Annotated in this window: 21 protein-coding genes and 1 pseudogene; 9 read left to right on the top strand and 13 right to left on the bottom strand. The window is 41.7% G+C overall.

Going from position 1 to position 25215, the window contains the following annotated elements; all coding sequences use genetic code 11:
* Positions 1-19 precede the first annotated feature (19 nt).
* From ISX45_RS04735 to ISX45_RS04720, 4 genes are all read right to left on the bottom strand, one after another.
* Positions 20-1075, bottom strand: a complete 1056-nt coding sequence (locus ISX45_RS04735; RefSeq protein ID WP_194520094.1) for a taurine ABC transporter substrate-binding protein — start codon at positions 1073-1075, stop codon at positions 20-22.
* A 23-nt stretch (positions 1076-1098) separates the two neighbouring features.
* Complete coding sequence (locus tag ISX45_RS04730; protein ID WP_181556802.1) at positions 1099-1893, bottom strand: ABC transporter permease; 795 nt, start codon at positions 1891-1893, stop codon at positions 1099-1101.
* 563 nt (positions 1894-2456) lie between these two features.
* Positions 2457-3266 (bottom strand): alpha/beta hydrolase family protein, encoded by an 810-nt coding sequence (locus ISX45_RS04725; protein WP_194520093.1) that lies wholly within the window; start codon positions 3264-3266, stop codon positions 2457-2459.
* A gap of 915 nt (positions 3267-4181) precedes the next feature.
* On the bottom strand, positions 4182-5000 hold the full coding sequence (locus tag ISX45_RS04720) for an NERD domain-containing protein (protein ID WP_194520092.1): 819 nt from the start codon (positions 4998-5000) through the stop codon (positions 4182-4184).
* Between the two features lie 180 nt (positions 5001-5180).
* Between ISX45_RS04720 and ISX45_RS04715 the strand changes: the two are divergent.
* Positions 5181-5412: pseudogene (locus ISX45_RS04715) on the top strand (DNA-binding domain-containing protein); the annotation flags it as partial.
* 425 nt (positions 5413-5837) lie between these two features.
* Here ISX45_RS04715 and ISX45_RS04710 read toward each other — a convergent pair.
* The 4 genes from ISX45_RS04710 to ISX45_RS04695 form a co-directional block, all read right to left on the bottom strand.
* Positions 5838-6170: a nucleotide pyrophosphohydrolase gene (locus tag ISX45_RS04710; protein WP_181556798.1), complete on the bottom strand. Its 333-nt coding sequence runs from the start codon at positions 6168-6170 to the stop codon at positions 5838-5840.
* A 224-nt stretch (positions 6171-6394) separates the two neighbouring features.
* Entirely contained in the window at positions 6395-6568 is a 174-nt protein-coding gene (locus tag ISX45_RS04705) for a hypothetical protein (protein WP_194520091.1), read from the bottom strand.
* A gap of 147 nt (positions 6569-6715) precedes the next feature.
* Positions 6716-8128, bottom strand: coding sequence for a glycoside hydrolase family 18 protein (locus ISX45_RS04700; protein WP_194520090.1), 1413 nt, complete (start codon positions 8126-8128; stop codon positions 6716-6718).
* A 469-nt stretch (positions 8129-8597) separates the two neighbouring features.
* Entirely contained in the window at positions 8598-9653 is a 1056-nt protein-coding gene (locus tag ISX45_RS04695; RefSeq protein WP_194520089.1) for an alpha/beta fold hydrolase, read from the bottom strand.
* 1137 nt (positions 9654-10790) lie between these two features.
* Here ISX45_RS04695 and ISX45_RS19440 point away from each other — a divergent pair.
* From ISX45_RS19440 to ISX45_RS04665, 7 genes are all read left to right on the top strand, one after another.
* Complete coding sequence (locus ISX45_RS19440) at positions 10791-11039, top strand: GntR family transcriptional regulator (protein WP_228485628.1); 249 nt, start codon at positions 10791-10793, stop codon at positions 11037-11039.
* Positions 11040-11068: 29 nt separating this feature from the next.
* A complete protein-coding gene (locus tag ISX45_RS04690) occupies positions 11069-11446 on the top strand; it encodes an FCD domain-containing protein (RefSeq protein WP_267240198.1) in 378 nt (125 codons plus the stop codon).
* A gap of 89 nt (positions 11447-11535) precedes the next feature.
* Complete coding sequence (gabT, locus tag ISX45_RS04685; RefSeq protein ID WP_194520088.1) at positions 11536-12897, top strand: 4-aminobutyrate--2-oxoglutarate transaminase; 1362 nt, start codon at positions 11536-11538, stop codon at positions 12895-12897.
* Between the two features lie 72 nt (positions 12898-12969).
* Complete coding sequence (locus ISX45_RS04680; RefSeq protein ID WP_194520087.1) at positions 12970-13812, top strand: ABC transporter substrate-binding protein; 843 nt, start codon at positions 12970-12972, stop codon at positions 13810-13812.
* A gap of 46 nt (positions 13813-13858) precedes the next feature.
* Positions 13859-14566: an amino acid ABC transporter permease gene (locus ISX45_RS04675; protein ID WP_194520086.1), complete on the top strand. Its 708-nt coding sequence runs from the start codon at positions 13859-13861 to the stop codon at positions 14564-14566.
* A 4-nt stretch (positions 14567-14570) separates the two neighbouring features.
* The gene (locus tag ISX45_RS04670; protein ID WP_194520612.1) at positions 14571-15311 is read left to right on the top strand and encodes an amino acid ABC transporter ATP-binding protein; all 741 of its coding nucleotides are present in this window, start codon (positions 14571-14573) and stop codon (positions 15309-15311) included.
* Positions 15312-15738: 427 nt separating this feature from the next.
* A complete protein-coding gene (locus ISX45_RS04665) occupies positions 15739-15939 on the top strand; it encodes a hypothetical protein (protein WP_194520085.1) in 201 nt (66 codons plus the stop codon).
* 143 nt (positions 15940-16082) lie between these two features.
* Here ISX45_RS04665 and ISX45_RS04660 read toward each other — a convergent pair whose 3' ends face one another.
* From ISX45_RS04660 to gltB, 3 genes are all read right to left on the bottom strand, one after another.
* On the bottom strand, positions 16083-16301 hold the full coding sequence (locus ISX45_RS04660; protein ID WP_181556900.1) for a hypothetical protein: 219 nt from the start codon (positions 16299-16301) through the stop codon (positions 16083-16085).
* Between the two features lie 164 nt (positions 16302-16465).
* Positions 16466-17947 (bottom strand): glutamate synthase subunit beta, encoded by a 1482-nt coding sequence (locus ISX45_RS04655; protein ID WP_194520084.1) that lies wholly within the window; start codon positions 17945-17947, stop codon positions 16466-16468.
* Between the two features lie 49 nt (positions 17948-17996).
* Complete coding sequence (gene gltB / locus ISX45_RS04650) at positions 17997-22559, bottom strand: glutamate synthase large subunit (protein ID WP_194520083.1); 4563 nt, start codon at positions 22557-22559, stop codon at positions 17997-17999.
* Positions 22560-22690: 131 nt separating this feature from the next.
* On the opposite strand from gltB, the gene ISX45_RS04645 reads away from it, so the two are divergent.
* A complete protein-coding gene (locus ISX45_RS04645; RefSeq protein WP_181556788.1) occupies positions 22691-23593 on the top strand; it encodes a glutamate biosynthesis transcriptional regulator GltC in 903 nt (300 codons plus the stop codon).
* A 272-nt stretch (positions 23594-23865) separates the two neighbouring features.
* On the opposite strand, the gene ISX45_RS04640 is transcribed toward ISX45_RS04645, so the two are convergent.
* Complete coding sequence (locus tag ISX45_RS04640) at positions 23866-24918, bottom strand: galactitol-1-phosphate 5-dehydrogenase (RefSeq protein WP_194520082.1); 1053 nt, start codon at positions 24916-24918, stop codon at positions 23866-23868.
* Positions 24919-24939: 21 nt separating this feature from the next.
* Complete coding sequence (locus ISX45_RS04635) at positions 24940-25134, bottom strand: hypothetical protein (RefSeq protein WP_181556786.1); 195 nt, start codon at positions 25132-25134, stop codon at positions 24940-24942.
* Positions 25135-25215 lie beyond the last annotated feature (81 nt).

Raw genomic sequence — 25215 nt, 5'->3', positions numbered from 1 at the left:
ACTTCCCTCTCTATTCATGTTATTTGTAAAGATCGCTTAATAGAGCTTGTTGATAAACAGCTAGGCTAGGGGAAGACGATATGTTTTTCTGTTTAGCCATAAAATCTCCCGTATCTTTTAATATTTTGGCTAACTTTCCCGGTTTCTCTGGTTCCCCAAAAAAATCCTTTTGTTGAGAAGCGTCCAGCCATATAATTTGTTTCATTGTTTTTAAGCTTTCTTCAGGAGATAACCCTAATTCTTTAGAAAGAAGTTGGGATGCTTGTTTAGGGTTGTCCCGATAATAATGCACCGCCTTATCCAAAACAGAGATATAGCCTTTTACAATTTCAGGGTATTTTCTCGCAAACTCTTTATTCACAATTCCAAATTCACCAGTTACAATGTCTTTTTCAGACAAATCCTTTGATGTAACAATAACGCGGCCTCCCTCATTGATTAACTTTGTCTGTGTAGGTTGCCAAATATAAGCGCCGTCTATATCGTCACGTTTCCAAGCAGCATAAATATCAGGGGGCTGCATATCAAGAAGCGTTATCCTATCTTTTTCAGGGTTGATGTTTTCTGCCTTTAAGGCTCCCAGTAAACTGAAGTGAGATGTCGAACTAAATGTGGTAGCGATTTTCTTACCTTTCAAATCCTTTAAAGATTGAATACCAGAATCTTTTTTTACGACTAACGCTTCACTTTCGCCAATAATATCATGAAGGTAATACACTTGATAAGGCAATTTGTTTGCGATCCCTATTGAGCCGGGAGGAGTACCAACAAGACCAAAATCAATGCTTCCACTTGCCATTGCGTTATTAACATCCCGTCCGGAATCAAATTTAATCCAATTAATTTTAATACGAGGGTACTTTTTCTCTAGCAAACCTAATGCCTTTGCTAAGAGTTCTCCATTTGGGGAAACTTGGTATCCTAATCTAATCTCTTTTGGCGCACTGCTAGATGGAGGCGATTCACCATTTTTTGCTGCAGTAGATGTTTCTTGACTAGAACAGCCGGTTATTGCGCTAAATATAACGAATAGCAAAATAATCCATATCGTGTTTACTTCCCTTTTAAATATCATCTTTTTCCTCCTGATATACTTTGTTAATCTTGTTTTCCGACCCAAGAGAATTGAATATGCTGGTACAATCTAATGATGCCATCCATAAGAATCGCGATTCCTCCCATTAGAATGATTCCTACAAAAACAATATCGCTTCTCAGGTATTTACTCGCATCTAATACCATCCATCCAATCCCTGAGGTAGCTGCTACCATTTCAGCAGCAACTAATGTAGCATATGTAACGCCAATGGCTGTACGAAATCCCGTTATGATGTCTGGTAAGCAAGATGGGAGAATTATATATAAGAGGACTTTCGGTTTTGAAGCTCCTAAAGACAATGCTGCATTTATACGATCTTGTGGTACGCGCTGTACGCTAGATACAGTTGAAATAAACAAAGGAGCAAAAGCACTTAAGAATAAAAGCGCAATTTTCGATTTATCATCAATTCCTAGCCATAAAACAAGTAAGGCGTAGTAGGCTAATGGAGGAAGAGGTCTGTAAAATTCAATAATTGGATCAAAAATCGCGAGTATATATTTTGACATCCCGCAGAACATTCCCAATGGCACGGCCGTGAAAAAGGCTAAAATTAAGGCTAAAAATAACCTGTACAAACTATTTAGTATATGAGTGCTTAACGAAGCACCTTTATATCCGTCTCTTATTAACTCTAAAAATGCTTTCCAAACAGATTGGGGAGTTGGGAGAAAAACAGGATCCACCCATTTTAAATTTGTACTTACTGTCCAAATGATCAGTATCAGGACAATGCTGATTATCGAAATCCCTCTAGTAAGTACTTGTTTTTTGCATACAAATTTCGGAGCCATTTTATTTCCCCTTCTCTATGAAGTTTGAATAAAAAGTTCCCTTTTCGCAAAAAACTTAAGAGAACCTCAGCAGGCTGGTTATAAATATTTAAATTCCAATATGATTACTTGGATATATGGTAACAAGTGGTTTTTACTTTGTCAATACTTTTTTCTAGTTTTGTTGAGTTCTAAAGTTCAATCTCACCAAGAACGACAATATAAGAGAAAAAATTCCTTTTAACACGGCTTCAGATCCCTTCAAGACTGCTCAAAATCGGGAAATAGCCGATGAATACCCCAAACACTATTTCTTTATTTTTTTCACATATCCATTGTTGTAACTATTCATCTTATACTAGCCAGTGTATATCCGTATCAAAATCTGCGTGTTGGAAAAAAACAGAGGGGTGACATTCATGCTATGAGTGCCATCCCCCTTTTCAGCCATTGCCTTTATTCATTTTAGAGCTCACAATCGACTTACTTCTTAAGATGATTGTATGTATTTCTTACTCCATTTTGTATCCACTTTAATCCCAGCGTCATGCAAAAGGTTCAATACGGGACGTCTTGCCTCCTACTCAAATCACCTGATTGGATCTTTTCATATCACGATGTTCTGCATCGAGCCAGCTGGTTGTGACATGCAGCAACCGCTCGCGGTGCTGGATCGAAGAAAACGTATGATTGGCCCCCAAAATAACCTCCTTGTCACATTTCCCCTTGTTTCGAAGCCGAAATGCCCGTTCATATAAGAAGCAGTAATCGACCGGAATTTCCTCATCATCGGTTCCGTGAACCAACAATACGTTTCCAGAAAAATGATGCGTCTGAACCAATGGCTGATGTCTGGACAACGATTCAAAAAATTGGCGGGTAAGTCGATAGCCGCAATAATCCACCCCTCCATCTGGAGAGGATGCGAGCAAATTTTCACCGACAATTCGTGTAATATCGGTAAACGGTTTTGCTACCGCCGCCCACAGCACGAGCGACTGAACGCGGGGATCCGCCACAGCGGTTAACAGCGCCACCGCTCCACCCAGACTATGCCCCAACAGCGTCAGTCGCCTCTGGTCCACCAGTTCCAATGACAAAACTGAATCAATCACATCCTTGGTTTGTTGAATCAGATCATCCATTTCCAACTTTCCGTAGTCTCCGCTACTCTCGCCGCAGCCTCCATAATCGAAACGCACCACGATGGATCCGTGTTCCGCAAGATGGCGCGCGGTCTGTACAAATAGCCGATCGACCCCGATCCGCGTACTTAGAAATCCGTGACAGATTATGATGAGCGGATATCTTTCCGCAGTCTGCCGCTGGGCAGGATAATGAATCGTTGCCGCCAATTTCGTATTTCCACTTGGAATGTGAATAAATTGTTCCAAACCGATCCCCCCTCTGCCAATAAAAGGCCCTCCCCTTCCGGCAGGATTGCCACAAGTCAGAGGGCCTCTGGTGATCCAGTCAGCTAAATAATTCATACTAAATTAATCGGAATACAATGATATATAACTTTATTTACATCGTACCTGTCCTTTCTTCCTTTTGTCAACCCATTCTGTAAAAAATTTTTCCTTCCGCCAAACAGTATCGAATTCTTATGAGACACTTGCCTAGCGATAGACATATACACTTATGCTGCATTCAACCAGCAAATCTATTTTAAATATGTACTTAATAAATAAATCGGATTAATCAGGAATACACTGATTCCATTGCGGCTATTTTGCTCTACACTTTCAGGTAGAAGATGATGGATTGAAACTTTCGAGAAAAGAGGAATATGTTGGTATTAGACGAGCCATCTGATTGGGTGTTAGTAGTCAGCGGCATTGCAGCCGCTACCCTCATGCCCGTCAATTATCTGGAGCAAATTCTCCTGTAATTAAAGATACGGATATATCAAAAGCAAGCGAAGGAGCACGGTAGCTATTCCCTTCGCATACCGCCACACGTGCTTGCATTCGAGATGTGATTCGCCGCCTAGAAGATTTGCTAGCACCCATAGTCTAAGTCATCATAGCCACCTATAAGCCTTGTTAGCTAAAAGCGCGATGTTCGCTCAAACGTTATTGGCATTGCTCCTTGACACAGCGGCTGACATACTTGACCGCACCACCCTTTCCGATCTGCTGAGCGACCAGATCCCCCCCCGTTGACAAAGCAAGGTTGAGGTTCATGTCCCAGGGAAATCAATGATTCTCGGCTTCAGTGACTCTTCAGGCATTGGGAGGAACTCAAATATGAAAGCCTGTATATCGTCGTGTATGACTCCCAAATCATCCAGATTCCCCAAGGAATTATTTCATGTTCAAGAAAGCTTTTTGCGTAAACCTACATTTTGGATAGTTACTACAACTTTTAAAACTTCCATATTTCCCTTTTTTCAACACAAGAGCGCTTCCGCACTTGGGGCACTGATTTTGTTGTACATGTTCTTTGATATACTTTTGTTTAGTTTGAATAGATTGAATGTGCTGTTTTTTCATTTCTTTTTCTTGTTGTTTATCCTTAACAAGCAGTGTCTTTAATTTTTGAACTAAATATTGTTTTGTTTCATTATCGATCACTTTTGTCCGATATTTCTCAAGCACTTGTTTTAACTGTTTAGGGTAAATGACATGAGATTGGGTGAAATGAATGCCCGATTTCAATTTAGCTCGCGGCATAAATACAACGATAGAGTAAATAGGGATGTGCGCAACCTCTCCTCCCAGCCATTCCTTTAAAGCTTTTATATGACCTTTGTTCTGCCAAATCGGGTTTAAAAACTTTTCTTTTCGTTTGTAAATCACTTGAGTCCAATATTTTGATGCTTCATCTCCAAAAATCCAACCGCTATAATTTTTCGTTTCAATGACAAATAAACCTTGTTCGGATAGAATAAGATGATCGATTTGAGAAGTGGAACCATCCTTTTTCGGAATGTAAAGGTCATGAAATGCCTTATATTTGCTAGGGTAAGATTTTTCAATCATTTCGATTTCTTTGCGAACGCGGTATTCCCCTAACGAACCAACCCAGTTAGCCTTTCGAGATTTGATCCATCTGATAAAGAAAACCAGCAAAAACAAAAAAAGAAGCGGATAAAACATTTCAACGAACAAGGAAAAGTTCATGTTTCATACTTCCTCCTCTCTATTTTTCAATTACCTTATAATCCTACAAACGAGTCTTTTTATACTAATATTATCCAATGTTTGTAGGGAATCCTGTCGAATCATGTGATAAAAACAAAAAATTTGCCGTAGCTCAAAGAATGATATACGCATATATTGTGACAGATGCATGGTGACCAAGATGAGAATTCGTTACAAAAAGAGAGCCGCGCCATGGAGCAACGGACACGCCGTACTTTCACCCACTTGTCTTCGCTTGGCTTAACTGACTATACCCCCCCTCCCTTCAATCACTTCCCCCCCACGCTTATTCGATTTCGAGAAAATTCGCCTGCGTATGCAGGAATTAGAGAATAACGAGAAGATAACGAAATGCCGGATTAATAATGTAGCATTTTACATGGAAGAATAATAAGATAGTGAGTCTTATTAGTATCAATCTTGGTCCCCCCTCTTAAAATGGCTATATTTTCCCCTTCTCATCCTGTCACAAAAAGCAAAAAGGAACCAGAGCAGTTTCAACTCTGATTCCTCCTACTTGACCGATTTTATACTGTCTATTTTTAGGATCGCAATGTACAGGCACTTATGTCATGTCTTCTGAAAAAGCTTAGCTGCATCCCCCGCTATAATTCATACTTTTTCTAAATTAATCCTCTTGAATTAAGAATGAAATTGACTCTCCTTTTTTCGTATATTATTAAGATATTTACCTTCTTGTAACTTCATCCTCCATTTACGGAATGTAAGCTCTATCTTACAACATGAAGTCACTGAGTTCTTTTTATTTTTTCGAAAGGAAGGCCTTTCGACATTATCATCTAATACACTACTTCTCTACTCCAGCTCAGTATATTTCTTTTTCGATCCAAAAGATTTCTCAATTGGATACTTTTGTTCATTTTTCTTCATTTTATCCATAATGGCTTCCTCTAAATCAATCCCTAATTCATGAGAAAGCAAAAGTGCATAAATTACTACATCTGCGAGTTCTTCCTTCATATTTTCAAAACTCTCTCGAACTGCTTCCTCACTGCTTTTCCATTGGAAATTTTCTAGCAATTCCCCTGCTTCTAAACTTAACGAAATCGCTAAATCTTTTGGGGTATGAAACTGTTTCCAATTACGCGCATCACGAAATTCAATGATTTTTTTCTGTAAGTGTTTCAATATGATCACCTCTGAACTTTTATCAAAAATTTGATTGTGTTGCAAAATCACCGCAACTTTCACAAGATAAGTGGAATGATCACTCTATCTGAATAAATATGGTCTTCCTCATTTTAACGAACAACAAATAAAAAATGTAGAAATATGCCGAAAAAGCATCAAAATATCGTGCTGGCGAATCACCTGAATCTTGATATTGATTTGCTTGGCGCTGTCCAATCGGCTCATCTTGCCGTCTTGAGTTCGGCATTTTCGTAACGCAAATCGGCAATGCGATCAAGGATCACTCGATTAAGCAAACTATCCAAACGCACAATCGTAATGGATTTCCGTCTCGGATAGCCAAACAGCTGTTTAAACATAAAATCCATTTTCAAATGGAAGGATTCTTTTGACATGAGGAACCTAGCCTTTCGAGGGGATTATTGAAGATTTAGTTTTGTGAATTTAGAATAATAAAAAAGAGCATGTTATCGGAAATTTTCCGTTTACATTGCTCCTTTTCTTTTTAGACTATAAGCCTCCCACTCATTGAAACAGGAGATTTATAAAATCTTACGAATTTGAAAATTGTCTTCAAGTAATAGCCAATTTTGCGGGTATGGATAACCAAGGACCCAGTAGCTAATTCCGCGCAGACCATAATTCTTCACCGCGTCAAATTTGGCCTGGGCGCTGCGGGCATCTTCAAACCAGACTTCATGGGTGCGCCCCTGACTGTCGACATACCGGTAAAACGGCGATTCAGCTGTCTGATCATATTGGATAGTCGCTTTATATCGAATCGCCCGTTGAACAGCTTCCTGCGGACTAAACGTTTCTGCCTCTTGTCCTTGTACATGAGGAAGGAGCCAGTCGCGGGCATACACTTGGAAGCCCATAAAAATTTTGTTTCTAGGAATGACAGTGACGGCGTAATCAAGAACACGTCTGATTTGATGGATCGGTGAAATCGCCTGAGGAGGCCCTAGTCTATACCCCCATTCATACGTCATAAGAATCACAAAGTCAACAATCCTTCCATGTGCAGGATAGTCATGCGCTTCATACAAAAGCCCTTTTTGTTCGCCGCTGAATTTTGGGGCAACGGAGGTGGAAACAAAATACCCTTCCGGATGAAGTCTGTCAACCGCACGCTGCAGAAATTGATTATACAACTCGCGATCAGCCGGATAGACATTTTCAAAATCAATGTTTAAACCCCGATACCCTTTTTCCTTCATCGTATTAACAATATTGGTTAACAATCGATTTTGCAGATTAGTACTTGAAAGAATTGTTCGCGCCAACCGGGAACCGGGATCTTTGTACGTAAAATTCGTGATACCCATCATGGGAGCCACTTTCTCTGCTAGTGCAGCTTGAATGATCGCGGTGTCATTAATCGAATCCAGTCCACCATCTTCCTTTATAATGTAAGCAAAAGGAGACATGTAAGTTAAATGGCGGCCTACTTCCCGGACTAGCTTTGCCGCTTCTTCCCCTTTGTGAATTGTAAAAGCGTTTACCTCAATAGCTGGCTTGTAAAAGGGAATAGATAAAATCGTTCCAGGATGAATGAGATTCGGATTTGTAATTTGATTTATCCTCATGATTTCTTGGACGGTAGTGCCATAGCGCTGAGCAATTTGAGATAACGTCTCCCCGCGCTGAACAGGATGGGTTCTTGGAGGAATAACTAAAACGGTTCCAGGATAAATCTGGGGAGGATGACTGATTCTATTCGCTTGAATGATAGCCTCAACCGATGTTCCATACCGCCCGGCGATCATCCATAGTGTCTCTCCTGAACGGACGGTATGATATTTGAAAGGTGTTGGAATAACTAGTGCTTGGCCAACGACCAAACGATTTGGATCTGCCAACTGGTTGGCAGTTGCAATTTGATTAATGGTAACGCCGTAACGCTGTGCAATAAGCCATAAGTTTTCCCCTCTTTGTACCACATGGATTTGCATCCGCATCTCTCCCTAACAATTCATTTTATCTATATCTACTATATTCCTTCCACGTGCTTTTATTAGTAACAAAACCCAACACAGAGTCTAACTACATTCAAATACAAATAATGCGCGGCAAAGATAAGATAAGGGAGGGAAATCCATCGTAACGATTAGTTTGTATGATGAACGTCGAAGTCGAACCCGAGAACTACTCATTGCCGTTCTATCGAGCAAAAGAGAACATCCTTTTTCCGTGGTGGAAAAGCAATTTCAGTTGGAATAGAGGAGATTTCTAGAGGTTATCAAACGTATTTATCGCCGTACACGATTTGGCAAACAGTTTGAATAACGCCATCCCGCTATAGGCTACGCTCATGCTGGGCACACAAGAAAAGAAACCAGTGCTGTTTCAACTCTGATTCCTTCTGAGACTAACAGAATTTATACTGTCAACGGTTCTGTACGCTGGGTACAAGCACTTATCTCAAACAGGAGTGGCCAATAGTTCCTTCAACTGAGCATCAATATAGATCCTATCCTCCTCAAATAGCCCCATCATGGCGAAATGTCCCCACAGGCTAGGAATAACCCGCAGTTCGCTGTTGGGGATCAGCTCCTGTTCCGCTTTGCAGTCCCGAACAGGAAAGAACATGTCCTCTTCAAAAGGCATCACATATACCTTTGCTTTGATCTGCCCCAGTGCCGCTTTCAAGTCCCCGCCAGTGTTACGGCTAACATCGCCGCGCTGCCATTTCCAAGCCATACACAACAGGTTGTTTGGGTCCATTGGGAGAAACCAGTTGTCCCAGAACCCTACCAAAAAGTCGTCAAGGGAGGAAGAACCGAGGCGACGCCACTGCTCCTGCTTGTAAAATTCCGTGCATAACCCCATCACCGCCCAAATCCGGGTATGGCGGCGCAATCCCCGATGTACCTGTTGAGAATCCTCGTACCATCCGTCTTGAAAGGCGGGGTCAGAGGTGATCGCCTCAATCAGGGTTTCGGTGAAGATGAAATCGTGAGGCATGTTTTTGGCTGTTCCGCCAATGGGCGCAGCCCGTTTAACCATTTCCGGATACCGTACCGCCCATTCATAGGTCTGCTGGTCTCCCATCGACCAACCTACCACCAGCTGCAAGGTATTGATTCCGAATTTCTCTGTGACCAGCCGATGCTGGGCCCGGACATCATCGCTGATCCGCACCTTAGGAAAGGCTTCCCTATCGAAAGGAAATGGAGTATTGTGAGGAGAACTGGACAGGCCGTTACCGAGCTGGTTGGGAAGAATGATAAAGTACTTACTGGGATCCAGCGCCATCCCCTCTCCGATGTAGATCTCCATCGCCTTATGGGTTCCGGAGTACATATGTGGGAACAGGATGGCGTTATCCCTCGCTTCATTCAGCTTGCCGAAAGTTTTGTAAGCCAGCTTGCAATTGCGAATCGTGCCACCCTCTTCCAACTGGAAGTCTCCCAGTTCAAAGATTTCATATTCACCATGGACTTCAGGAGTATAGTAAACGTTTTCAATTATTTTCATATGTAACTCCTTCTCTGTATTTTTTTGTATTCATATCTATTTTACGACATGATATTTTCTTGAATGAAAATTTTTCAAAAATTTAACATTTTTAAGAAATAGTTATACAAAAATTCATTAATAAATTCAAAATAGTCAAGTATCACCTCTCATTTTAAATAAGAAATCCTTTAGGCTGTCTAATAAAAGAGAATATTCCCTTCACGGCGCGAGATTTTCCCATCGCAATCAACTCCAATCTATGTACCATATTGTTCACAAACATCACGCAGCATGCCGACATCGCTATGTACAGATATTTTGCTTCTTCTTTGACCTTGTGTCTTCAGCCGGTTCTCCAGCTTCAGACGAATCACGAGGGCATCAAAGATATGGTATATTGATTTCTCTCATCTTCCCTCGTCATAATTGGCGTAAGTTCTCGGAGAACATGACAGGTACTTGACCTATGGGACAGCACCAAATCCAGTTACAATCAGTTATTCGCCGATTTTATTATCTATGTTTTAATTAAGTGGCTATATCAAAAACATCTTCTCTTCATGTATTCTCGTTTACCACTTTTAAGAGAATGCTTCTTCATGACGCGTTTCCTATCGATTCGAAAACAGAACTGGTGTACGTTCTTCATGAAAGGTCTATCCTTACAGAGAGACACCTTCCTATTTCCAGATAATTAACGCATTTAATTTTTAACATTATTTTTTATTGACTCATCATAAATTTTCTGGCAATTGTATATTTTTTATTAGTTAGTTATTCATAAGATTTTTGATAATAGAAGAACTTTCGATAATTTGGATAAACGTTCCAAGGTAGGTGGTGAACTCTTTATTTGTCTATTAAAAAACGATTGGCAATACGAGAACTTTCATTGCAACAAATCGCACAATTTTAACTTTCTATTCTGCGATCTTTAATAATCCGGTAAACTGTTCGATTATCTGGACATAGCTGTCTGCTTTTGCACAATTTATTATGACCTGGATGCTTTCCATGATTTATTCATCCAAAAAATTCTGATAATTCAAAAATATTGTCAAGAGTTCTGACAAATTCCCTTTCATTATGTCAAAACTATGATAAGATGCATCTATAGAAATTGTTACGACAATCGCAGTATAAAAGGAGGAATTATTGATTCATACAAAAATAGGTGAAGAACATATTTATCAAATTTTAAGGAATGCCATTTTTAATGCTGACCTTTCACCTGGAACACAATTAATTGAAAGCTCATTAGCAGAAGCATTTGGCGTGAGCCGAACTCCTATTCGCGCAGTATTGCAACGTCTCAAATATGATTCTTTAGTGAAAATGATTCCGCATCGCGGAGCTTTTGTATACTGTCCAACTCCGAAAGAATCAGAACAGATTTTTTTGTAAGGAAGATACTGGAACCTGAAGCTGCAGCGTTGGCAGCTATCCATGCTACTCCTAAACATTTGCGAATGATGGCGGAGATGCTGGAGAAAGAAAAAGAATGCTATGAGAGACATGAACCGCATAAGGCCCTTCCTTTTATTGAACAGTTTCATATGAGCATTATTGAAGCTTCTGGAAATCCGTACTTAATTGAATGTCTTCGCAAAATTATTTCTTTAACACATATCATTCTCACTTTTTATGATGTCTCTGATACACATTCCTGTGACGTATATGAGGAACATGAGGCTTTATATAAGGCTATTTGCAATCGTGACTATAATCGTGCAACACAACTCTCTCACCTTCATATTCCTTCCATTATACGAGATATTGACTTTACAAAAAAATTTAATCGTTCACTCTAGATTCATGAAATTATTGCGAAATATAATACTACTTAAATTTTTTTAGAATACAATGTATACAATTTTTGTATACAAAAGGAGGATACAATATGTCGCATATTCAAATGAAAACAGCTATACCGGGACCAAAATCTCAAGCGTTATTAAAGCGTAAAGAGAAGGTTGTTGCGCGCGGCCCATTCAATACGGTGCTATCCTTTGCGGAGTATGGAGAAGGAGCATTGCTGACAGATATTGATGGCAATAGATTTCTTGATTTTGCCGGCGCAATCGGCACGCTCAACGTTGGCCATCGTCCGGCGCGCGTTGTACAAGCTGTGAAAGATCAGCTTGATAAGTACATTCATACTTGCTTTAACGTCATGATGTATGAGCCTTACATAGCATTGGCGGAAGAACTTGTGCGAATCACCCCCGGCAATCACGCTAAAAAGGTGTTTTTTGCTAATAGCGGTGCGGAAGCCGTAGAAAATGCTGTGAAAATTTCCAGAAAGTATACAGGCAGAAAAGGAATTATTTCCTTTGAGAGAGGCTATCACGGTCGGACATTGCTTACAATGTCTTTAACAAGCAAAGTGAAGCCTTACAAATACCAATTCGGACCGTTTGCACCGGAGACGTTCCGTGCCGGCTATCCGTATTACTATCGTAAGCCGGAAGGAATGACAGAAGAACAGCTTGATCGCGAATTGTTACAGCAGTTAGAAACTTTTTTCCTCTCAGAGGCACCAGCAGATGAAATTGCCGCAGTTATCATTGAACCGATACAAGGAGAAGGTGGATTTATCGTTCCATCAGCTGCTTTTATGCAAGGATTAAAGAAAATCTGCGAAAAATACGGAATTCTTTTTATCGCAGATGAAATTCAAACTGGATTTGCCCGAACAGGTTCAATGTTTGCGATTGAGCAATTTGGTGTAGTACCCGATATGATGACGCTATCCAAATCTCTCGGTGCCGGTTTGCCGATTGCAGCAGTAGTCGGCCGCTCTGAAATGATGGATGCCCCAGGTCCTGGAGAAATCGGAGGAACGTACGGAGGAAGTCCTCTTGGATGCGTAGCTGCAATGGAAGTAATCAAAATGATTGAAGAAGAAGATCTTGTTGAACGTTCGCAGGAAATCGGCCGGGTATTAACAAATCGCTTCCGTTCATGGCAACAGCGATTTAAACAGATTGGCGATGTCCGCGGGCTCGGTTCAATGGTTGCCATGGAGTTCGTAAAAGATCAGGTAACGAAAGAGCCGGATAAGGAACTGACCGGAAAAATTATCGCCGCGGCACAACAAAAAGGACTCATTCTGTTAAGCGCCGGATTATACGGGAACTGTATTCGCATACTCGTGCCGCTTGTTATCACAGACGAACAACTTGAAGAAGGTTTGGATGTTTTAGAATCTGTCATAACAGAGCTATTAAGTCAGCCCGCAGAGACAGAAAGTATAAAATAGATTTTCAAGTTTATACATGATCGCTGTTCTGTTTCGTATAAAGTCTAACCAAAAAATAAGGAGAGAATCAGAATGAAAAAATACATTTCTCTATGTTTGACAGTGCTCTTTTTCATCATGTTGCTTACTGGCTGCGATGGTGAGAAGACAGCATCTTCTCCTTCAGGTAAAAAAAGCAACACATTAGATGAAATCAAAAGGCGCGGTGTATTAGTCGTCGGTTCGTCAAACGATGCCCCATTTGCTTTTATCGATAAAGACACGAAGCAATTCAGTGGAATTGACGCGGAAATTATCACAGAGATCGCTAAACGCCTTGGCATCCCAAAAGTGGAAATGAAAGAAGTAAAGTTTGAAAATTTATTACTTGAATTAAATAACCAAAATATTGATATTGTCACAGACGGAATGTATGTCAAACCAGAGCGTGAGAAAATCGCCAGCTTTACGAACATTTGGTATAAAGAGGGAGAAGCGCTTGTTGTTTTAAAAAATTCTCCTATTAAAGGTATTGAAGATTTAAAAGACAAAGTTGTCGGCGTCCAAAAAGGAACGGCATTTTTAGAATTTGCACAAAAGCTTCATAAAGAAGGAAAAATTAAAGAGGTAAAAGTGTTCGGCTCTCAAGCAGAACTGTTACTTGCAGTAAATACAAATAAAATTGATGCTTGCATTACTGACAGTGCAGTAGCAGGATACAGCATTACAAAAGACCCTTCTTTAAATCTAAAACTTGTATCTCCTTATAAGGCCCAAGCATCTGGGAACATTGCTGCGGCAGTACGGAAGGAAGACAAAGATCTGTTAGATACCATTAATAAAGAGCTAAATAAATTAAAAGAAGAAGGATTTATTTTAAAGGTATTGAAAAAGTACGGCTTAAATGAAGATAATGTAGTTCCTGTCGAACAATAAGAGAGAGCCATATTCTCTCTATCTTTTAAAAATGTGAGGTGATGATATGAATTTGTTAGAAAAACTAGATTTTTCAACAGCATTTCGTGAACTCAGCCCGATTTTGATACAAGGTCTTGGAGTTGTATTAGGAGCCACTTTGTGCGGTTTTTCTCTAGCGCTTCTATTAGGAACGCTAATTGCTTTAGGACGTATTTCAAAATCGGTTCTGCTAAATAGAATTTTAGTCATTTTACTTGAAATTGTTCGGGGAACCCCTCTGCTCGTTCAACTAGTGTACATGTATTATGTTGTTCCTCTACTGATTATGCTAGTCGGTCAACTATGGGATCCGTCTTTCCGCTTTACCTTGAGTCCGTTTATGGCGGGGGTAATCGGTCTTGGAATTAACTATGGGTGTTATTTATCAGAAGTTATACGATCAGCTATTACAAGTATCGATAAGGGCCAACACGAGGCTGCCTTGGCGCTGGGCTACACAAACCGCCAAGCGATGTGGCTGATTGTGATTCCGCAAGCAGTAAGAATTGCTCTTCCTACATTTGGAAACTACATCATTATGATGATTAAAGATACTTCCTTATTAGCATTTATTACAGTCAGTGAATTGCTACTCCGCACACAGGCTTATGCTTCCCAAACCTTCTTAACGATAGAATCTTATACCATTCTAGCTCTTGCTTATCTCGTGTTGAGCTTACCTTTAGCACAGATTGTCCGAATCATGGAAAGGAGGCTGACCCGGCATGTGTGATGCGATGATTGAAGTGCGTGATCTGAGAAAATCATTTGGATCGAATGAAATTTTAAAAGGAATTAATATGACAGTAAAAAAGGGAGAGAAAGTAGTCATTATTGGTCCCTCTGGCTCCGGAAAATCCACACTTCTACGGTGTATTAATTTTCTAGAGATTCCTACATCAGGAACAGTTAAGATTGATGGACATTATTTTGCAAAGCCGAATGAAAAACTTAACGAAAAACATGTAGCTGCCCTTCGCACGGAAATAGGAATGGTTTTTCAACGATTTAACTTATTTCCAACGATGACTGCACTGGAAAATGTAATGGTTGCACAGATGAAAATCCGTAAGAAATCAAAAGAAGCCGCTCGTGAAACAGCAGAAAAATATTTAAAAAAGGTAGGGTTGGCGGAAAGAATGAACTATTACCCAAGTCAATTATCTGGAGGACAACAGCAGCGTGTGGCAATTGCACGGGCACTTGCCATGGAACCAAAAGCGATGTTGTTTGATGAAGCAACATCTGCTCTCGATCCCGAGTTGGTCGGTGAAGTACTAAATGTCATCCGCGAATTGGCTGAAGAAGGCATGACGATGGTGTTAGTCACTCATGAAATGAAGTTTGCCAAAGAAGTTGGAGACCGCATCATTTTTATGGATGGCGGAATCATTGTAGAGGAAGGTCATCCGAAAGAGTTTTTCCATAATCCGAAGGAAGAACGGACAAAAACCTTTATTAAAAAGGTGCATCATTAAGAGGAATGGTTATTGAATTATAAATTTACAAAAATATTGTTTAAAAAACTTAAAAAGTCGTTTAAGTTTCTGAGGATAGTTGAGTATCCACACGCCAGTACGGAGCAGTACCTGCCCCACATATCATTCAGCAAATTAAATAAAATTCAGGGAAGGAAAATTTTCATTCCTTAAAATAACCATGCTAGAGAAACATTCTACAAAGTTATTTTTTTCGGCTTCTACTATTTACAAATATCAAAAAAGAGAAAATAATCATAAACACAACACCAACTTTTAAGAGTATATCTACAAACTCTTCCATGTTGTTCACTTCTGGTCGATCATTTGGGTTTAATAAACATTCTTATTGTTCCTTCTGCTCGAAAGCTATCATAATCTTTTACCGATTAATTTCCTAACTTTGGTTGCCGCAGAATGTACAGTAGTGCTAAATTCGGCGGAAAAAGCACCGCTTTCAGATACGAAGCTCGTTCATCGGCTTGCCAAGTGGAGCGCCGTTATAAACTGGTTTGACACAGATCTTGTTCCTCCGTTAGTAACGCATCCATATACTAAGCAAGGTAACATCAACGGAAACGGAACAGTTGGATTTAAAATTCAAGAATGGCCCACCGCAAGGAAATGACACTAGAGCCTCGTTTTGGAAAAACTATTTCGTTCTTACTCATATTTTTGTTTCCGCGGGAGAGGGTCTTCCTTTAACTGTTTTTTCGCTTTCTTTAGCGTTTTATTGAAGAGATCTTTTTTTTAACTGCTCATCCATCTTCTTCATGGTTTCTCGATCTCTTTAGAGATCACAAGCTTCTGCTCTAATGGTTCGTCTAACTCCAATGACTCTTGTTGGAGTTCTCCTGTGAGAACCCGTTCAAAGCCATAGGCGATTTTTCGATCAAAAAAATGGAATCGTCGGGCTGTTCCACCGATTCGTGCGAGATGATGTTCAGGATTGAGGATTTCTAAAGCTAGTCGCAGAACGGGATGGTTCATGTTATAATCAATTGGAGGAAATATAAGGGAATCGCTCCTTCGGTGGTTGTTGTTTGGTCACTTCAATTTTATCATATGGAGCGATTCTCTTTTTTTAAAAGAGAAGAAGGTAACCCCTAAAAGGAAATTTTTAGTACCTTTTGACTCACCCTCCTCCCCATCCATTATGGTAAATTCGTCGTTCCCATTAAGAAGCGGTCCACTTCTCTCGCGGCTTCTCTACCTTCGTGAATCGCCCATACGAGCAAGCTTTGACCTCGACGGGCGTCTCCGGCAGCAAATACTCCTTCGACGTTTGTTGTGTATTTGCCGTACGGCGCTTTGACTTTTTTGTTGACGGTTTCGATCCCGAATTGCTGCAAAATAGGCTGCTCTGGACCTTCAAAGCCAATGGCGATAAATACTAAATCGCATGGCCAAACTTGCTCAGTTCCCGGAATTTCTTTGAATACCGCTTTGCCGTTTTCATCGATGATTTTTTCCATTTGAATCGTATGAAGCTCTTTGACTCGCCCGTGCTCATCTCCAACAATTTTTTTCGTCTGAATGCAATATTGACGAGGATCGTTGCCGAATTTCGCTTTCGCTTCTTCATAGGCGTAATCAAGTGTAAATACAAGCGGAAACTGCGGCCACGGGTTATTTTCTGACCGTTCTTTCGGTAAGGCGGGATGTTTGCCGAACTGCACTACACTTTTGCATTTTTGTCGCAGGGCAGTAGCAACACAGTCGGCACCCGTATCACCGCCGCCAATAACAATGACATGCTTATCTTTCGCATCGATAAAGTTGCCATCGGCAAAATTCGAATCAAGCAAGCTTTTCGTCACGCCTGTTAAATAATCCATCGCAAAATGAACACCCTCAAGTTCTCTTCCTTCAATCGCAAGATCGCGCTGTTTTTGCGCGCCGATGCATAATACGACGGCATCATATTGAGAGCGTAGCTCGTCGGCTGTGATATCTTTCCCAACTTCCGTATTCGTTACGAATATAATCCCTTCTTCTTCTAAAAGTCGGACTCTCCGCTCGATAATTTCTTTTTCGAGTTTCATATTCGGGATGCCATACATTAACAATCCGCCGATTCGGTCCGCCCGCTCGTACACCGTTACTGAATGACCCGCTTGATTGAGCTGATCAGCGCATGCGAGACCCGCGGGACCAGAGCCGACAATCGCCACTTGTTTCCCTGTTCGTTTTTTCGGAATTCTCGGCTGAATCCATCCTTTCGCAAATCCCTTATCAATAATGGCACGTTCGATGCCTTTAATGGCGACGGCTGGGTCGGAAATCGCTACTGTACAGGAACCTTCACACGGAGCTGGACATACTCTTCCAGTAAACTCTGGAAAGTTGTTCGTTTTCAACAGTCGATCGAGCGCTTCTTTCCATCTGCCTCGATAGACTAAATCGTTCCATTCAGGAATTAAATTATGGATCGGACAACCCGATGTTAAACCGTTCAATTCAAGTCCCATATGACAAAAAGGAGTTCCACAGTCCATACAGCGGGCGCCTTGTCTTGCGAGCGTTTCATCGGAAAACGGAAATGTGTATTCTTTCCAATCGTCTAGGCGGGAAAGCGGATCACGTTTTTTCTCTGCTTCGCGCGCATATTCTATAAAACCAGTTGCTTTTCCCATTATCGTTTCCCCTCCTTTTTCATAAAAAACGGTTGGCGAAGCGATCGCTTTACTTAGCGACCGCTTCCAGCATTAATCGTCCGTTTGCTGCTGGTTTTTTTTGCTTCGCCACCGCTTCAAATGCGGCCATCATCGCCTCATCGTGAGAAAGACCAGATTGTTTCATTGCTTTAATTGTTTCGATCATCAATTTGTAGTTTCTCGGAATCACTTTTACGAATTTTGCGACATACTTATCCCAATTGTCCAATAGGTGAGCAGCTTTCGTGCTTCCTGTGTATTGGTAGTGCTTCGTAATCATTTGGCGGACTTCATTTATTTCCTCTTCGTCTTCAAGACGTTCAAACAAAACTAATTCTTTATTTGCCGCTCTTTGCCATTGCTCTTCCTGATCAGCGAGCACGTAAGCAATTCCTCCCGACATTCCCGCCGCAAAATTTTTTCCGACCGAACCGAGAATGACAACGCGACCTCCTGTCATATATTCACAACCGTGATTACCGACGCCTTCGACGACTGCATTCACACCGCTGTTTCGTACACAAAACCGTTCGCCGGCGCGTCCACGAATATATGCTTCCCCGGCTGTCGCTCCATAGAAAGCAACGTTACCGATGATGACGTTATCCCCAGAAGCAAACGACGCTTCTTGCGGCGGGCAAACGATGACTTTGCCACCCGAAAGACCTTTGCCCACGTAGTCGTTTGCATCACCAACTAGAGTCAGCGTCATTCCTTTTGGAACGAATGCGGCAAAACTTTGTCCGGCAGATCCTGTGAAATGAAGACGAATCGTATCGTCTGGAAGTCCTTCTTCCCCGTATCGTTTCGATATTTCACTTCCCGAAATCGTTCCGACAGCGCGATGAACGTTGCGAATATCAAAATGCAGTGCAACTTTTTCTTTGCGTTGTAACGCAGTTTCGATTGCTGGCAAAATCTCATTGTAATCGAGTGTTTCTTCGATTTTATGTTGCTGCGGACGAGCAAACGTCCGTGGTCCATTGACTCGATAAAGTAAGCGTGATAAATCCAAATGCTTCGCTTTCCAATGTTTTTTCGCGCGTTCGCTCACTTTTAATACATCGACTCTTCCGACCATTTCGTCGATGGTGCGAAAACCGAGCTGTGCCATAATTTCACGCACTTCCTGAGCGACAAAGTACATGAAATTAATGACGTGTTCTGGTTCTCCCATAAACTTTTTACGAAGCTCTGGGTTTTGCGTCGCGACACCAACAGGACAAGTATCAAGATGACATGCCCGCATCATGACACACCCTAAAACGATAAGCGGCGCTGTTGCGAAGCCAAATTCTTCGGCACCAAACAATGCGGCCATCACCACATCACGACCGGTCATCAATTTGCCGTCTGTTTCGAGAACGACACGGTCGCGCAGGCCATTTAACATCAACGTTTGATGCGTTTCCGCAAGACCGAGTTCCCATGGAAGTCCAGCGTGCTTAATGCTCGTTTTTGGCGATGCGCCTGTACCGCCGTCATAACCGCTAATGACAATAACATCAGCATTTCCTTTCGCAACGCCGGCTGCAATCGTTCCGACACCTGCTTTCGAAACGAGTTTCACACTGATCCGTGCATCCCTATTGGCGTTTTTCAAATCGTAAATAAGCTGCGCCAAGTCTTCAATCGAATAAATATCATGGTGCGGAGGAGGTGAAATCAATTCTACCCCTGGAGTAGAGCCACGCACTTTTCCGATCCACGGATATACTTTGTTGGCAGGCAGCTGTCCTCCTTCGCCCGGCTTTGCTCCTTGCGCCATTTTAATTTGCAATTCGTCTGCATTAACTAAATAATGACTTTTTACACCAAATCGACCGGATGCAATTTGTTTGATGGCACTTCTGCGGAAGTCTCCGTTTTCATCGGGAACGTAACGACTCGGATCTTCTCCTCCCTCGCCGCTGTTGCTTTTTCCGCCGATGCGGTTCATCGCAATGGCGAGTGCTTCATGGGCTTCCTGGCTTAACGAACCGTAAGACATTGCCCCTGTTTTAAAGCGGCGCACAATCGATTCGACTGGCTCGACTTCCTCAATCGGAATTGGCGTTCGCGTTTCATCAAAATCAAACAAATTTCGCAAAAACGTCATGCGTTCTTCATTTGCCATCTTCGAGTATTCTTTAAAGAGCTGGTAATCATTTTTCCGGCATGCCCATTGAAGCGTGTGAATCGTTTTTGGATTGAACGCGTGATGTTCTCCGTTTCGTCTCCACTGAAGTTCACTGCCCGGATCGAGCGTTTCGTCTTGATATGTCGTTTGGAACGCAGCCGCGTGTCGCAGTTTTGCTTCTTTGGCGATTTCTGCTAAGCCGATACCGCCGATTTGCGATGCTGTGCCGGTAAAATATTGCTCGATGACGTCATCACCGATGCCGACCGCTTCAAAAATTTGCGCACCGCGGTAGCTTTGTACGGTCGAGATCCCCATTTTCGACATAACCTTCACAACGCCATCAGTAACCGCCTTTTTATATTTGTCCACCGCTTCGTGATACGAAACCGAAATGATTCCGTTCTCGACCGCATTGCGAATCGTTTCAAGCGCCAAATACGGGTTCACCACATCCGCTCCATATCCGATTAAAGCGGCAAAATGATGAACTTCTCGCGCTTCGCCGCACTCGACAATAATATTTGCGTTCGTTCGCGTTCCTTTTCGAACGAGATATTGATGAAGTGCGCTTACAGCAAGAAGCGTCGGAATGGCGACATGATGTTCGTCCACACCACGGTCAGACAGAACAAGAAGCACCGCGCCGTTTTCCATAGCTTTCTCCGCCTCTTCGTAAAGGCGATCGAGCGCCTCTTTCAAATCGTCGGTAAATAACGTTGGAATTGTCGCACATCGAAATTCTGGATACGGGTTTGTTTTCAATGCGGCGAGCTCTTCATTGGAAAGAATCGGCATATCTAAACGAATGCGGCGGGCAGCCGTTGCATCTGGATGAAGAATATTTCCTTCCTTGCCAAGGAGCGTCATCGTTGATGTCACGATATATTCGCGGATCGCGTCAATCGGCGGGTTGGTCACTTGCGCAAACAGTTGTTTAAAGTAGTTAAACAAGCTTTGCGGACGGTCTGACAGAACGGCGAGCGGCGTATCCATCCCCATGGCGCCAGTCGGATCTTTTCCTTCATTTACCATAGAAATGATTGTTTTCTCCACATCTTCATACGTATAGCCGAACGCTTTTTGCATCGTAACGAGATTTTGGACCGGCTCCGTATTTTCTGGAACGTCCAGCTCTTTTAGCGATATCATTTGTTCGTTTAACCATTGACGATATGGCTTTTCTTTGACGATTTCTTCTTTAATTTCTTGATCGGAAATGATTCTGCCTTGTTCTAAATCAACGAAAAGCATTTTTCCTGGACTCAAGCGGTCTTTGTACAGCACGTTGTCCGGATCGATATCGATCACGCCGACTTCGGACGAGAAAATAATATAATCGTCTTTGGTTACATAATAACGCGCTGGTCGCAAGCCGTTGCGGTCTAAAATCGCTCCGATTTGCTTTCCATCTGTAAATGCAATCGCTGTTGGGCCGTCCCACGGCTCCATTAGACAGCTATGATACTCATAAAATGCTTTTTTGTCCTCATCCATTTCGTTATCCCAAAACCACGGTTCCGGAATGAGCATCATCGCCGCATGCGCCAGCTTTTTCCCAGCCAAAACGAAAAATTCAAACGCATTATCCAAAATCGACGAGTCGCTTCCATTCATATCTAAAATCGGCGTAATTTTTTGCAAATCGTCCCCAAAAAGCTCGGAAACAAACTGCTTTTCGCGCGCCAACATCCAGTTGACATTGCCCCGCAGCGTGTTAATCTCGCCGTTATGAATTAAATAGCGGTTCGGATGTGCTCTTTCCCAGCTAGGGAACGTGTTTGTGCTAAAGCGAGAGTGAACGAGGGCAAACGCCGATTGAAATCGCTCGTCCTGCAAATCGACATAAAACTCATCCAATTGTTCAGGCGTTAACAATCCTTTATACACAATTGTCCGGCTTGACAGGCTGGCGAAATAACATTCATTGTCTTGAACGAGCTTTTCTGCCTGTTTGCGAATGACATACAATTTTCGCTCAAACGCAAGTTCCCCTTGAATATCATCGCTCGCTCCGATAAATATTTGACGGACAAACGGTTTGCTTTGTTTCGCGAGTTTTCCAAGTTTTTCGACATTTACAGGAACAGTTCGCCATCCTAATAACGTCTGTCCTTCTTTTTCAATGATTTTATTTATCTCTGTTTCATAATACATACGCTTTTTCTCGTCTTCCGGCAAAAACACCATGCCAACACCATAGCGTCCTTTTTGCGGAAGCTGCATAGTTCCACACGTCACTCGGAAATATTCGTGCGGAATTTGTACCATGATACCAGCGCCATCTCCTGTTTCTGGGTCGCTTCCTTGACCTCCGCGGTGTTCAAGCTGACGAAGCATATGAAGCCCTTTTTTCACGATGTCATGAGACGGCTTTCCTTTTAGATGAGCGTAAAAGCCGATACCACACGCATCATGTTCAAATTCTGGACGATACAGTCCTTGCGCTTTTGGCAATCCGTAGTGTTTCATCTTGTTTCCCTCCCATTCCGTTTACCGAACACTTCGTATTTATAATTGTAGTTTTCAAAAATGATATAAACAATATATAATTTAGATTAAATCAATCTCATTTTGCGATTAATAGCATAGGGGGAAAGAAAATGGAACTGAGACAGCTTCGATATTTTTTAGAAGTAGCCAAACGTGAACACGTTTCCGAAGCAGCAGACGCACTCCATGTCGCACAATCCGCCATCAGCAGACAAATCGCCAATTTGGAAGCGGAACTTGGCGTGCATCTGTTTGAACGAGAAGGACGAAATGTCAAACTGACTCCAATCGGCCGCCATTTTTTACCTCACGTAGAAACAGCGTTAAAGGCCATCGATTACGCGAGGCAACAAATCGAGGAATATTTAGATCCTGAACGAGGAACGATTAAAATCGGATTTCCGACTAGTTTAGCAAGCCATACGATGCCGATGGTCATATCGGCTTTTAAAGAAAAACATCCAAATGTCTCTTTCCATTTGCGCCAAGGGTCTTACAGATATTTAATGGAAGCGGTAAAAAGAAGGGAGATCGATTTAGCGTTTCTCGGTCCCGTTCCGACCGATGAAAAGGAGATTAAGGGGGAGATTTTATTTACCGAGTCGTTCGCCGCTCTTCTGCCAAGTAATCACCCTCTCGCGACAAGACAAAGTCTCGTACTGAATGAACTGCGCAATGAGCCTTTTGTGACATTTCCAGATGGATATATTTTACATAAAATCGTGCTTGACGCATGCCATCAAGCGGGGTTTGCCCCTATCATCTCATCGGAAGGCGAAGACTTAGATGCGATCAAAGGCCTTGTCTCTGCTGGCATCGGCGTCACACTCCTTCCCGAAAGCGCCTTTTATGAAACGGCTCCCCGCTTCGCTGTGAAAATTCCAATCGAAATCCCCCATGTGAAACGGAACGTCGGCATCATCCTTTCCAATCATCATGAACTCTCTCCGTCCGTCAAAGTGTTTTATGAATTTGTGAAAGAGTTTTTCTCTGTTTTAGAGAGATATCAGTAAAAAGAGACGGTACCCCTTTTCTTTTGGTACCGTCTTTTAAACATCCGATAAATAGCACGAATGAATCGCGCTGCTCTTTATTTTTTGCACATAAATCAAATAAGTTGCTGTTTCTGGATAAAATCCAGAAGGATTTCTAATGAAAATCCTTGCAATACAATAGGAAACAATGCTTTTTCCTTAGAGTATCAACATCAAAAACTCCCGCTTGTATGGAACCATTGTTCCTAGCGAGAGTCAGTTCGATTATTGAAAATACCAATAGCTATTTATTATGATATTTCTGGATAAAAGAGAACCTTTCCGAAAAATCCGTTTTTGTTTATAATTTTTTCAAAAATTTCCGGTCCCTCTATAAGAGAGACACGATGAGTGATTAATGGTTTTACATTAATTTGTCCCTTGGCCATGAATTGAATGGTTGTACTCCACTCTTTCCCAGGAAATGGAGCTGAGATCGCATTCCACGATCCTAGTACAGTTAATTCATTTCTTACGATTTTTTCGAAATAAAACCGTTCGATGTTTACGTCTGAGTATGGGATGCCTAAAAACAAGACCTGTCCTCTTTTTTTCGCTAGTGCAAATACCTGAGCAGATGTAACAGGAGAACCAGCTGACTCAATGACTAAATCAACCCCATTTCCATCCGTTAAGTCCATTAACTGTTCATAAGCCGATTTTTCTGCTGAATGAATAACAGCATCCGCACCGACTTCTTTGGCAATGTTTAATTTCTGATGATCAATGTCGATTGCATACACCTTACTAGCACCAAAAATTTTAGCCCACTGAACAGCTAATAAGCCAATACTTCCGCACCCCATTACGGCAACATCTGAGCCAGGCTGTATTGCAGTTCGGTAAAACCCATGTGCCACTACAGCTGAGGGCTCTATAAATGCAGCGGTATCAAAATCAATCGTTTCGGGTATAGGGAGTACATTTTCTGCAGGGAGCTTTACATACTCGGCAAATGCTCCAGGATGCCTAGCTCCAATGACGGTTAATTTTTTGCATTGCGACAATAATCCTTTTTTGCAACTCTCACATTTCCCGCAATAAAGTGTGGGACATCCTGCCACACGGTCACCGATTTTTACATGGCTGACGTCAGATCCGATTGCAACGACTTCACCACTGAACTCATGCCCCCATACCATGCCTTCAATATAAGGGCCTAACTTGGCATATCTTGATAAGTCAGAACCACAAATACCTGCCGCTTTTACTTTTATTATAACTTCATCATTTTTCTCAATAATCGGTTCCTCTGACTCTACGTATCGTACATCTCTTTTTCCATGTAACGTTAGCGCTTTCATTACCTTTTACATCCTTTCTGTTTAGCGTTCATTGCCTCCTGCAGTCTCAACAGAAAGATTTGGCTGGGTAGATATCTTTTTGTGTTTTAAATAAAATTTAGAGGCTAATGCTAAACCTACAACAATAGTATTAGTCAACATCTGATGCTGAACATAAAAATCCCCCATCATTCTCCCATACGGTCCAAGTACAACATCAAGAATCTTTTCAACCATAAATGCCGCCCGCCTTTCATTCTCATTTAACTCCTGGACAGCTATAAAATGTTATTTTTGCATATCTCTTTAGCTTTCATT

Source organism: Thermaerobacillus caldiproteolyticus (assembly GCF_015326725.1).
Lineage (GTDB): Bacteria > Bacillota > Bacilli > Bacillales > Anoxybacillaceae > Thermaerobacillus > Thermaerobacillus caldiproteolyticus.
This window is presented reverse-complemented; position numbering and strand designations above follow the sequence as displayed.

Excerpts from the sequence above, each read along its gene's own strand:
- ISX45_RS04680 (WP_194520087.1), top strand. The coding sequence starts at position 12,970 with ATGAAAAAATACATTTCTCTATGTTTGACAGTGCTCTTTTTCATCATG.
- ISX45_RS04660 (WP_181556900.1), bottom strand. The coding sequence starts at position 16,301 with ATGAACCATCCCGTTCTGCGACTAGCTTTAGAAATCCTCAATCCTGAA.
- ISX45_RS04705 (WP_194520091.1), bottom strand. The coding sequence starts at position 6,568 with ATGTCAAAAGAATCCTTCCATTTGAAAATGGATTTTATGTTTAAACAG.
- ISX45_RS04675 (WP_194520086.1), top strand. The coding sequence starts at position 13,859 with ATGAATTTGTTAGAAAAACTAGATTTTTCAACAGCATTTCGTGAACTC.
- gltB (WP_194520083.1), bottom strand. The coding sequence starts at position 22,559 with ATGAAACACTACGGATTGCCAAAAGCGCAAGGACTGTATCGTCCAGAA.
- ISX45_RS04640 (WP_194520082.1), bottom strand. The coding sequence starts at position 24,918 with ATGAAAGCGCTAACGTTACATGGAAAAAGAGATGTACGATACGTAGAG.
- ISX45_RS04645 (WP_181556788.1), top strand. The coding sequence starts at position 22,691 with ATGGAACTGAGACAGCTTCGATATTTTTTAGAAGTAGCCAAACGTGAA.
- ISX45_RS04700 (WP_194520090.1), bottom strand. The coding sequence starts at position 8,128 with ATGCAAATCCATGTGGTACAAAGAGGGGAAAACTTATGGCTTATTGCA.
- ISX45_RS04655 (WP_194520084.1), bottom strand. The coding sequence starts at position 17,947 with ATGGGAAAAGCAACTGGTTTTATAGAATATGCGCGCGAAGCAGAGAAA.
- gabT (WP_194520088.1), top strand. The coding sequence starts at position 11,536 with ATGTCGCATATTCAAATGAAAACAGCTATACCGGGACCAAAATCTCAA.
- ISX45_RS04735 (WP_194520094.1), bottom strand. The coding sequence starts at position 1,075 with ATGATATTTAAAAGGGAAGTAAACACGATATGGATTATTTTGCTATTC.
- ISX45_RS04695 (WP_194520089.1), bottom strand. The coding sequence starts at position 9,653 with ATGAAAATAATTGAAAACGTTTACTATACTCCTGAAGTCCATGGTGAA.
- ISX45_RS04670 (WP_194520612.1), top strand. The coding sequence starts at position 14,571 with ATGATTGAAGTGCGTGATCTGAGAAAATCATTTGGATCGAATGAAATT.
- ISX45_RS04720 (WP_194520092.1), bottom strand. The coding sequence starts at position 5,000 with ATGAACTTTTCCTTGTTCGTTGAAATGTTTTATCCGCTTCTTTTTTTG.
- ISX45_RS04635 (WP_181556786.1), bottom strand. The coding sequence starts at position 25,134 with ATGGTTGAAAAGATTCTTGATGTTGTACTTGGACCGTATGGGAGAATG.
- ISX45_RS04730 (WP_181556802.1), bottom strand. The coding sequence starts at position 1,893 with ATGGCTCCGAAATTTGTATGCAAAAAACAAGTACTTACTAGAGGGATT.